The 9,609-nt window shown below is 66.4% G+C and carries 7 protein-coding genes, 7 tRNA genes and 2 pseudogenes; 5 read left to right on the top strand and 11 right to left on the bottom strand.

Translation table 11 applies throughout. From position 1 onward, the window contains the following. Positions 1-29: 29 nt before the first annotated feature. Positions 30-1,427 carry a GH1 family beta-glucosidase gene (locus FFS72_RS06915; protein WP_137873230.1) on the top strand — a complete coding sequence of 466 codons (1,398 nt, stop codon included), beginning with the start codon at positions 30-32 and terminating at the stop codon, positions 1,425-1,427. Here FFS72_RS06915 and FFS72_RS06920 read toward each other — a convergent pair. The 8 genes from FFS72_RS06920 to FFS72_RS06955 form a co-directional block, all read right to left on the bottom strand. Then, positions 1,400-1,861 carry an RDD family protein gene (locus FFS72_RS06920; protein WP_050066073.1) on the bottom strand — a complete coding sequence of 154 codons (462 nt, stop codon included), beginning with the start codon at positions 1,859-1,861 and terminating at the stop codon, positions 1,400-1,402. The genes FFS72_RS06915 and FFS72_RS06920 overlap by 28 nt on opposite strands. Next, the gene (locus FFS72_RS06925) at positions 1,858-2,613 is read right to left on the bottom strand and encodes a hypothetical protein (RefSeq protein ID WP_212744328.1); all 756 of its coding nucleotides are present in this window, start codon (positions 2,611-2,613) and stop codon (positions 1,858-1,860) included. Before FFS72_RS06925 ends, FFS72_RS06920 begins: the two co-directional genes overlap by 4 nt. 135 nt (positions 2,614-2,748) lie before the next feature. Next, positions 2,749-2,823: transfer RNA gene (locus tag FFS72_RS06930), tRNA-Val, on the bottom strand. 14 nt (positions 2,824-2,837) lie between these two features. Further along, positions 2,838-2,911 (bottom strand) — tRNA-Cys (locus tag FFS72_RS06935). Between the two features lie 23 nt (positions 2,912-2,934). Continuing rightward, a tRNA-Gly gene (locus FFS72_RS06940) sits at positions 2,935-3,007 on the bottom strand. Between the two features lie 233 nt (positions 3,008-3,240). Then, positions 3,241-3,315, bottom strand: a tRNA-Val gene (locus FFS72_RS06945). A 32-nt stretch (positions 3,316-3,347) separates the two neighbouring features. Further along, a tRNA-Cys gene (locus tag FFS72_RS06950) sits at positions 3,348-3,418 on the bottom strand. Between the two features lie 23 nt (positions 3,419-3,441). Beyond that, positions 3,442-3,514, bottom strand: a tRNA-Gly gene (locus tag FFS72_RS06955). A 315-nt stretch (positions 3,515-3,829) separates the two neighbouring features. On the opposite strand from FFS72_RS06955, the gene FFS72_RS06960 reads away from it, so the two are divergent. The 3 genes from FFS72_RS06960 (at position 3,830) to FFS72_RS06970 (ending at position 6,501) form a co-directional block, all read left to right on the top strand. Further along, a tRNA-Val gene (locus tag FFS72_RS06960) sits at positions 3,830-3,901 on the top strand. Between the two features lie 345 nt (positions 3,902-4,246). After that, positions 4,247-4,468, top strand: coding sequence for a helix-turn-helix domain-containing protein (locus FFS72_RS06965; RefSeq protein ID WP_137873231.1), 222 nt, complete (start codon positions 4,247-4,249; stop codon positions 4,466-4,468). A gap of 134 nt (positions 4,469-4,602) precedes the next feature. Further along, entirely contained in the window at positions 4,603-6,501 is a 1,899-nt protein-coding gene (locus tag FFS72_RS06970; protein WP_137873232.1) for a hypothetical protein, read from the top strand. Between the two features lie 133 nt (positions 6,502-6,634). Here the strand turns inward: FFS72_RS06970 and FFS72_RS06975 are convergent, their stop codons facing one another. The 3 genes and pseudogenes from FFS72_RS06975 to FFS72_RS26760 all read right to left on the bottom strand — a co-directional run bounded on the left by FFS72_RS06975 (position 6,635) and on the right by FFS72_RS26760 (position 8,430). After that, positions 6,635-6,823 carry a hypothetical protein gene (locus tag FFS72_RS06975; RefSeq protein WP_137873233.1) on the bottom strand — a complete coding sequence of 63 codons (189 nt, stop codon included), beginning with the start codon at positions 6,821-6,823 and terminating at the stop codon, positions 6,635-6,637. Positions 6,824-7,319: 496 nt separating this feature from the next. Then, positions 7,320-7,904 (bottom strand): annotated as a pseudogene (locus tag FFS72_RS06980) (DUF2510 domain-containing protein); the annotation flags it as partial. Between the two features lie 100 nt (positions 7,905-8,004). After that, the gene (locus FFS72_RS26760) at positions 8,005-8,430 is read right to left on the bottom strand and encodes a PASTA domain-containing protein (protein WP_249353163.1); all 426 of its coding nucleotides are present in this window, start codon (positions 8,428-8,430) and stop codon (positions 8,005-8,007) included. Between the two features lie 830 nt (positions 8,431-9,260). Here FFS72_RS26760 and FFS72_RS06990 point away from each other — a divergent pair. Continuing rightward, a pseudogene (locus FFS72_RS06990) lies at positions 9,261-9,609 on the top strand (hypothetical protein); the annotation flags it as partial.

The following is a 9,609-nucleotide window of genomic DNA, read 5'->3' on the forward strand; positions in this document are numbered from 1 at the left end:
TGCGTCCAGGAAAAGGCGAGACTCGCCTCATGACGAACGCCGACCCGATGTTCCCTCCCGGATTCCTGTGGGGCGTGGCCGCAGCCGCGTACCAGATCGAAGGAGCCACCGACCTCGGCGGGCGAGGCCCGTCGATCTGGGACGAATTCTGCACGCGACCGGGCGTGATTGCACGCGAGGAGACTGGCGCGGCGGCGACGGATCACTACCACCGCTACCCAGAGGACGTCGCGCTGATGCGTGACCTCGGCGTCGACGCGTACCGGTTGTCGGTGTCGTGGTCACGGGTGCTGCCGAGCGGTTCCGGCGAGGTCAACGACGAGGGACTCGACTTCTACGACCGACTGATCGACGAACTGTGCGCGGCGGGAGTCGCACCCGCAGTCACCCTGTTCCACTGGGACCTCCCGCAGGCGCTGCAGGACGCAGGTGGCTGGCTCAACCGCGACACCGCGGCCCGCCTCGCCGACTACGCCGCCATCGTGGGCGCCCGGCTGGGGGACCGGGTCCGAATGTGGATGCCGCTCAACGAGCCGGTGGTGCACACCCTCTACGGTCACGCGCTCGGCGTCCACGCTCCCGGGCAGACACTCGGCTTCGGCGCCCTCCAGGCGGCCCATCACCAACTCCTCGGGCACGGACTCGCGGTGCAGGCGCTGCGGTCGGCCGGATGCGGCAACATCGGAATCGCGTCCAACCACGCCCCGGTGCACGCCGCCAGCGATTCGGATGCCGACGTGGAGGCAGCCGAAATCTACGACCACATCGTCAACTGGACGTTTGCGGATCCGATCCTGCGCGGCACCTACTCGGCGCCGGAACTGGCCGCGATCCTGCAAGGTCCGGTCGAGGACGACCTGAAAACCATTGCGCAGCCACTGGACTGGTTCGGAATCAACTACTACGAGCCGACGGTGATCGCCGCACCGACATCCGACGAGGGCAGCACCGGCGTACTCGAGGTCGACCTTCCTCCGGGAATGCCGTTCCAGCCCGTCGCGCTCGAGGGTTACCCCCGCACCGATTTCGGATGGCCGATCGTCCCCGACGGGCTGCGCGAGATCGTGCAGATCTTCGCCGACCGCTACGGCGACGCACTACCCCCGATCTACATCACCGAGTCCGGGGCCTCGTACCACGACGCGGGCCCCGACGCCGACGGTCGGGTACGCGACCAGCGCCGGATCGACTACCACCGCGACCACCTGCACGCACTCAAGCAGGCCATCGACGACGGCGTCGACGTGCGCGGCTACTTCGTCTGGTCGATCCTCGACAACTTCGAGTGGGCAGCCGGCTACCAGGAACGGTTCGGGCTCGTGCACGTCGACTTCGAGACCCAGACGCGGACCCCGAAGGACTCGTACCACTGGTACCGCAATCTCATTGCCGCGCAGCGTCAGACCGTGACGGCATCCAGGTCCTGACGCCAGTCGTAGACGACCTCGGTGCGGAGCAGGATGTCCTGCACCGAGCGTCGTCGCGGGTCGATCGCGACCCAGATCAGGCCGACCGGGAAGAAGATGCATGCGCCTGCGCGCAGTGCTGCACGCATCCACCCCACGCGGAGGTGCGTGCGGGTCGTGAGCCGAACCCCCATGGCGAGCGACCCGACGGTCCGGCCCGTGGTGGCCCAGCATCCGGTCAGGTAGGCGAACGACATCGCGAACCACGCCGAGATGGATGCCAGCACCCGCGGCTCCGGGAAACTGAACGACTGCGGCGACAGCAGCAGTCGGAGGAAGACCAGACTCAGGTAGATGCCGCCGAGGAGGGTGAGCACCACTCCGAGGTCGAGCGCGGCGGCAACACCCCGGGTCACGATTCCCGCAGGCCGGCGTTCGGGAACTCCATGCGTCACCGGTCGGACTCCCCGCTCTCCGTGGATGCCTGCGCGAGATCGGTTGGATAACCGTGATTGTGGCGTTCGCGGCCGAACAGGCGGCCCACGAACCCGGCAACCGCGTCGTCGGCCTGCATGCCCTGACTCCGCACTCCGCGTACCGCCTCCTCCGACAGCGACCCGGTCGAGTCGCGGATGATCTGGGGTAGATCGACCTCGTCGATGATCGTGTTCGTGAGGCCGATCAGGTCGAGTCGACCGATGATCGCATCCATGTCGAGACGGGCCGCGATCGCGTCGACGTCGACTCTGTCCGCGACCGCCGCGATGTCGAGCGTCGCCGCCACCGCGTCGACATCGACACGTGCGATCTGCCGTTGCAGGTCGACGGTGTCGACGATCGCGTCGAGGTCGAGGCGGTCCACCACGGCCTCGACGTCCAGTCGCGCGGCGATGCGGTCGACGTCGATGTCCTCGGCGACGGCGTCGAGGTCGACATGTGCGCGGACGATGGCGGTCAGGTCGAGTTCGAGGAGCGCGGCGGCCACGACTTCGCGGACCACGGTTCGGAGCGCGGCGCGGGCGAGTTCGGTCGCCGCACGCAGTGCGTCGTCACCACGGGCAGCGAGGGTGTCGAGCACGCCTGCGGCGCCGGGGACCGCACGCACGATGTCGAGGGCGGTGCGACCCGACCAGGCCGCGACATCGACACCGCGTGCGACCGCGCCTGCTGTGAGGCGTAGGGCGTCGGATCCTGGTCCCGCTGTCATGGCGGTCTCCCTCTGGAGGCGGACGATGTCTACTCAGTACATACCCGATGGTGCGGTGCTGCGGAGGAAGCTGGTGCGCGAATTCGGTGCGCAGATGCAGAACACCCCCGGGGATGGACCCCGGGGGTGTTCTGGTGGTGCGCGATACTGGGATTGAACCAGTGACCTCTTCCGTGTCAGGGAAGCGCTCTCCCGCTGAGCTAATCGCGCAGGATTGTTCAATTTGGAGGTGGAGACGGGAATCGAACCCGTGTGCACGGCTTTGCAGGCCGTTGCCTCACCACTCGGCCACTCCACCGCAAGGTCGTCTCCAACCTCTCGAGCGGATGACGGGATTCGAACCCGCGACCCTCACCTTGGCAAGGTGATGCGCTACCAGCTGCGCTACATCCGCACGCTGCCCGGGGCGTTTCCGCTTCCGTGCTGCGAGACGAAACACTAGCGGACGGACTCGCCGAATACCAATTCGGCTTCTGAACAGCCGTTATGGACGGGCTGCGTGATGCTCGTGGCTGTCCCGGTCACCAAAAGCGAAGGGTCTGCCGGCCCATCTGGCGGCATCGGCAGGGCGGTGAACGCCGAAAACACGAAGAGGGCCCCGGAAAACCGGGGCCCTCTTCGTGTTCGTGGTGCGCGATACTGGGATTGAACCAGTGACCTCTTCCGTGTCAGGGAAGCGCTCTCCCGCTGAGCTAATCGCGCAGGTCCTACGTGCAGAACATTCTCTGCAACAGAGGTGGAGACGGGAATCGAACCCGTGTGCACGGCTTTGCAGGCCGTTGCCTCACCACTCGGCCACTCCACCGTAAGGTCGAGTCCAACCTCTTGAGCGGATGACGGGATTCGAACCCGCGACCCTCACCTTGGCAAGGTGATGCGCTACCAGCTGCGCTACATCCGCACGCTGCCCGGGGCGTTGCCCGCTCCGTGCTGCGAGAAGAACATTAGCCGACGGTGCTGGTGTACCCAAATCGCCTGGTTGAGGCAGGAAATGAACTACAACGATGCAATTCGGTGGGTGTCTGATCGCCGGTTGCGGCCCGCCGGGTCGGTGCTGACCCTCCCTGGTGGGGTGGAGTGCGGCGGGGGCCGGCTCCCCGGGGTGGCGGATGTCGGTCTCTGCCGGCATCCGTCGTCATGACCAGCCGGTTTTCCACACCGGCCGCGGGCGTGCTAGTTTTCTCCTCGTTCCGCCGCGAGCGACACGCTTGCGAACGGTCCCGTGGCTCAGTGGGAGAGCGTCCGCTTCACACGCGGAAGGTCGCTGGTTCGATCCCAGCCGGGACCACAACAAGAAACCGCCTGGTCACAGGCGGTTTTTTGCGTTTTGGCCGGGCCTTACATCGGGGCCCGTGGGCCCTACGTGGGCCCTACGGATTTGTAGTCCTCTGCGGGTGCTGTTGGTTCTGCGACGACTTGGCCCGGCCGCGGCGCGCGTTGGCGCGACTGCTGGTATCTTCGGTGTCATACGGCCCCCGTTGGTAGGGAATACCTACCGAGAGCAGTGATCGAGCGGTTTCATCGCCGCCCGTAGCGAAAAGGCAACTCGGGGATAACAGCAGGCCACTCACATGACGCCAGCCGCAGAAAGTCACCTGCCGTGCGGAACAGCCAGTAATTCTGGAGTTCCGCCGTGCCGTCGTCACCTGCCCTTCCTGAGCTTCGCGCGTTCTCAGTGCCCGATGTCTCCGAACGCCTGCAAATTAGCCAACGCGCCGTCTGGCGGTTGCTTGCCGATGGTCAGCTGAAGACCCTCTTTGCTCGCAAGCCGGGTGTACCGGTGCGCATTCCGGCAGAAAGCTTGCGCGCACTGCTGGCCAACGGTCACCGTGACGGCATTGGTAGCGATGTCTGATGCCGCAAGCACAAGACCCCGCCAGCAGCGTTGACGGGGGCTTGAAGAATGCGGGGGAGTCTGACGCATTTCAAAGGATTGCCGTTGGCGGTGAGTCCACACCCGAAAATGTGTGGCGAACGCTCGCCCCACTGATGGCCGCGCGTCGCTCCATGCGACTGTCCGCGTCAAGCGACGGCGGCAAGTTCGCCACCTCACGTGCGCTGACGGTGCGCCTCCCCGGCGCACCCGCCGCGGTCCCCCTCTACAACTCGCATGGTCGCACCGTGCTGTTGGCGCTCGACTTCGACGCGACACATCACGGCGCCGCCCAGGTCGATACAGACGTCGAGCGCGCCCTGGGCTGGCTGCGCGAGTGCGGCGGCCTCGCGGTCACCGACCGGTCGACCAGCGGCGGCCGGCACATCCTCGTACCGCTGGCCACGGACGCACCGCTGCGTGTCGACGATCTCCGCGTCCTTCTGACGCTGCTCGAAGCGCGACTACCCACGTTCGACAAGAACCCAATGCTCGGCACCACGCACGGCTGCATCAGCGTCCCCGGATCGCAGTGCCGCGGTGGCGGATTCCGCCAGCTCGATGGCACTCTCGCCGCCGCCGTCGACGCGTTCACTCTGCGATCCGAGCGCGGCGTCGTCGCCCGCATGGTCGCGCTGCTCGGTGGCTCAGGTGCGCTGCTCGGTGGCTCAGGTGCGCTGCAGTCTCGTCGCCGCACCGCGGTCGGGGCCGTGGAGGCCTCATTGGCCTGTGAAGAGCGTCTCGTCGGCATCGGTGACACACGCCGCTTGCACCCGAACTACTGCCTGAGCTCACCCCTTCCTGCCGCCGTAGACACGTTCGCGCGCACCGGCGACATCGACTACGCCCGCTGGCCAACACCCTCGGAGGCACGGCAGTCCGTGATCTGCCATGCCGTGCTTCGGGGCGCCAGCGCCGCCGACATCGAGGCCGCACTCGGGACGCCCGACTACGCCGGCTTGCGGCAGGCGTACGCCCGGTACAGAGCTCCGAATCGAATCGCCGAATCCCTGCGGCGAGACGTCGCCAAGGCATTGACCTGGGCCGCGAGAGTGGCACCCCAATTCCGCGAACTCACGCACAAGAACAAGCACACAGGGGGTGGGGGGGATCCCGGAACTTTCCATCAGGACTCAGTCCGGCATCGCTGGCTCGCGACCGCGGAAACCTGGATCAACCGTGAATTCCTCGGTTCTCGAAAGCGCCCGATTCTGCTCGCGGTCGTGCAGGCATTGGCCTACACCTCCGCTCTCGCTGGGGAACTCGTCGAGGGTGTGCCTGTGGTGGCGATCGGTGGCCGCAGCCTGTCGCACGCAGCGGGCCTGATGTCCGAGTCCACCGTGTGGGGTGCGCTGCAGGTTCTGCGGGACACCCCCGGGTCGCCGGTGCTGCGGGTCGCACGCGGCGTTGGGCAGTTCCCCGACCGGTACGCACTGACCACCCCGGCGGCCGCCGCTGCACCCGGCGAGGTGTCGCTCGACCGTGCCCGCGTCGAACCCGTGCACCAGGCCTGGAGTGTGCTGGGGCTGCGCGGCCGCACCGTCTACGACCTGATCCTCCGCGGCGAGGTGACCACCGTGGAATCTGCCTTCGCGGCAACCAAGTTGGGCCAGTCTGCCGGCTACGCGATGCTGGCGGACCTGCGTATCGCCCGGTTGATCACCGTGCACAGGGGCGAGATCGCCATCGGGGAGCGCACGCTGGACGACGTCGCCGAGGCGGCGGGGCTCGAGGTCGTCGCGGCCGAGCGGCGGGCCCGGCACAAGGCCGAGCGTCTGCTCTGGCATGCCTGGCTCGAGGTCCGGTTCGCCACGCCGCCAACCGATCATGAATACGCAGGTCAGCGGGACGCTGCGCCGGCGGTTGTGCCCGCCCACGTCCCCGATGCGTACGAGGCGGAGCATATGTGGGCCGCAACCATGGCCGCAGGCCCACCCGAGACGGACCCGCTCCTCGAGGCACTCGACCTGCTCAGCGACCAGTTGGGTGCGGTGATCATCGCAGTGGCGATCTGAGCACCACTACTTTCGGGGTGCGCGCAGGACCTCTTGCTCCGGTAAGGAACCCTGTCAGGTGGTACTCGGTGCATCTGGCTGTGAGTGCAAGACCCAGCCCGCACGGTGATCTAGTGACAACCGGTACTTCGAGTCAGGTCAACACGCTGACCACAATCGCGATGGCCACTGCGAGCTCGACCACACCCAGCATCGTTGCGGCCCAGCCGGCCCAACTGCCCGTCTCGTGTGGCGGGCGGTCAGCTTTCAACAAGCCGAGAAGCCCGAACACGATTGCCGGAGTCGACAGTCTGACCAGAGCGCAGAACAAGCCCAGCAGCACCGCGGTGTTGGTCCGTTCCGGATGTCACGTCACAAGTTGCCCGACCAACTTGTGACCATCTTCAATTCGCTGTCTGTCGTGCGCAGGAGAGTGCCTGCCGTATCTGAGCTCCCGATCGGTCTCACAAAACGGCTCTTCCAGCTTCACGAGCGAATCAGCGCACGTTCGATCAGCCAGGTATGGCCAACTATCGGATCAAATCCATATTGAGCGAAACGGTGCCCGAAACGTCGAGAGTTCAGCTCGGCCATCGTCGTGTTGGTAAGTCGCCGGGCCTCGAGTGACGATGCCTGCCACTCACCTTGACCGAGAGCGTGGGGAAGCGGGAGCGAGCCGATCGGGTGTCCGGCCAATCGGCTGCCGTCGCAGGCTGTTCGGGCTCCCGGGCCGACACGAAAGAGCCGCCAGGATGGCTGCCTGGCGGCTCTTTCGTGATGGATTACGCGCGGCTACCCAGGACCGGTGGCCGATCAGTCGTTCACAGGGAGTGCCGTGATCAGCCGACGGCGGGCGGGAACCGACCGTGTGTGCCGCGGGGGTCGCCCTGGGTTTGGAGGCTGTTCTCGTACTCGGCGCGCATCGCCAGCTTCTGAGCCTCTTCGTCGCGGACGGCCTTCTTCTGGAAGAAGAAGTAGCAGCCTCCGCCGATGATGGCCAGCGGGATGAAGAGCCCGAGGAGTGCAGGGGTTTCCGAGATGAGGCCCATGATGAAGAGGGCAACGAAGACTCCGCCGATGATCTTCCAGGTCTTCGGGCTCAAACCCCTGGCAGTCTGCATCACGCCACCGACGGCCACGTTCGAGTTGCCACTGTTGGCAATCGCGACGATCACCCAGACCGGCAGCCACAGGCCGGCCGTCAGGAAGGTCAGCACGAGATGCAGCACATGATTGGTGCGCTTGCCTGTGACGATCACCGGCATGGGGTACGCAGGGGCCGCGTTGACGTGGTTGTTGACGACCACAGTCGGTGTCGCCGGCGCCGGAGCATCCGGGGTGAAGTGATGGGTCCACGTGGCGCCGTCGTGGTAGCGCCGGCCGGGCTGCCCGCTCGGATCCGGATACCAGCCTGCGGACGGCGGTGGGGGAGGGATGTACTCGCTCATGGTGTTCGGACTCCTCGGATAGTGACGGGCACCGCGACGAGCACGGTCTAGTCCTGTTGCCGGTGATCGATGCGGATCATGAGCAGTCGCCCGGTTCACCGATCTTGACGACGGACAGCATGGCGTCGCCCTCGCCGACCGGTACCCCTGCGGCAGGGGACTGCGACACCACGACCCAGTTGCGGTCCATGACCTGCGCGCGGCCAGCGCCGGTCGCGTCGGTGCTCTGCGAGAAGAAGACACCGGCCGCCTGGATGCGGTCCTGCGCCGCCTGCAGGTTCATGCAGGTGACGTCGGGCATGGGCACCATCACCGGAGCCGCCTCGGCCGCCTGTGCGCTGGGGGCGGGCTGTGCTACCGTCTCGGTCTTCGTCTCGGGAGCCGGGGCCGGCACCTCGACTGTGACCGTCTCCGGCGGCGTTGCAGCCTTTTCGTCGGCCCCGCAGGCAGTCAATGCGAGGGCGGACAATGCCAGAGTGGCAGCGACAATGACCTTCTTCATGCTTCGGACTCCTCGATCGATGGTGATGTCACTGAATAGGTTTGGGGGAAGGGTGGCGTGGCCTTCGGGTGCGATGACACGAAGAACCGGCACGGCGTGCCTGGCTTGATGCCGGACTCATAAGCAGCTCGTGAGTCCCCGGCGCCGTGGTAGACGCGGGACGCGGACCTTAGCTGCTCCGCCGTCCGTGCAGTAGCTGTAGCGATGGCTGGCGTCACCACTCAGCGTGTTCTGCAAGGCTGTCGCGGCACCGGCGCGGCGGGTCTATCGCCTGCGCCAGTTGGTGCGAGCCGTCCCGCTCGCTTGGGGCAAATCAGCCATCAACATCCTCTTTTCTGTACCCTGCTGCACTGGGTGACTGCACTGTAGAGGGTGCCTATGACAGGCGCGCCGATATCTGTTGTTCGAACGACAGTGACACCGGCGGCGCGGATACGGTCCAACGGGTGCACTGTGACAGTGCCGCGTAGAGGTTTCCCGGTGGCCTGCCATCCCCACAGCTGGCGAACGTGGGCCCGCCGATCGCAGGGCTCGTCGAACCGTATGTGGGCGTGACGATGACGGCGCTGTGTCCGTCGAACACACGACAGTCTTCCTTGTGCTGGCGCAGTGTCAGTGCGATCTGCAACTATTGCCCGGCTGACCGACCGAACCGGTTCGGCCGGGAATCCTGCTTGATGGAGTGTGTTTACCTCGTGCCCAGTTCGACCCGCAGTCTCTCTCGTAGTTTCCCCCGCCATGTCTTCGTCGGATCGGTTGCCCTCGGTGTTGCCGCGGCGTTGACCGGATGCAGTGGGGCAGACGCCAGCCCCGCCTCCGAGGCTGCGGCAGTGTCGCCGACGAGCGCAGTCCGCACAGTCTCGAGCACCACCACGACGCAGTCGACGACCGTCGCCGCTTCGCCGGCGCCGACAACGGTGGCCGCGGCGAGCATTCCGGCTGGCGACACCGTCGCGGCCATCGCTGCCCTCGACGCACTGCCGGTCAAGGGGCGCGCACCGAAGACCGGCTACTCCCGTGACGCGTTCGGCCCCGCATGGACCGACGACGTCGACGTCGAGTTCGGCGGCAACTCCTGCTCCACCCGCGACGACATCCTCGAGCGCGACCTGACCGATGTCGTGTTCAAGGACTCGAAGAACTGCACGGTGCAGTCGGGCACACTGGCCGACCAGTACA

It is taken from the genome of Rhodococcus sp. Q, assembly GCF_005503035.1.
GTDB lineage: Bacteria > Actinomycetota > Actinomycetes > Mycobacteriales > Mycobacteriaceae > Rhodococcus_G.

Excerpts from the sequence above, each read along its gene's own strand:
- FFS72_RS26760 (WP_249353163.1), bottom strand. The coding sequence starts at position 8,430 with ATGAAGAAGGTCATTGTCGCTGCCACTCTGGCATTGTCCGCCCTCGCA.
- FFS72_RS06970 (WP_137873232.1), top strand. The coding sequence starts at position 4,603 with ATGGCCGCGCGTCGCTCCATGCGACTGTCCGCGTCAAGCGACGGCGGC.
- FFS72_RS06925 (WP_212744328.1), bottom strand. The coding sequence starts at position 2,613 with ATGACAGCGGGACCAGGATCCGACGCCCTACGCCTCACAGCAGGCGCG.
- FFS72_RS06915 (WP_137873230.1), top strand. The coding sequence starts at position 30 with ATGACGAACGCCGACCCGATGTTCCCTCCCGGATTCCTGTGGGGCGTG.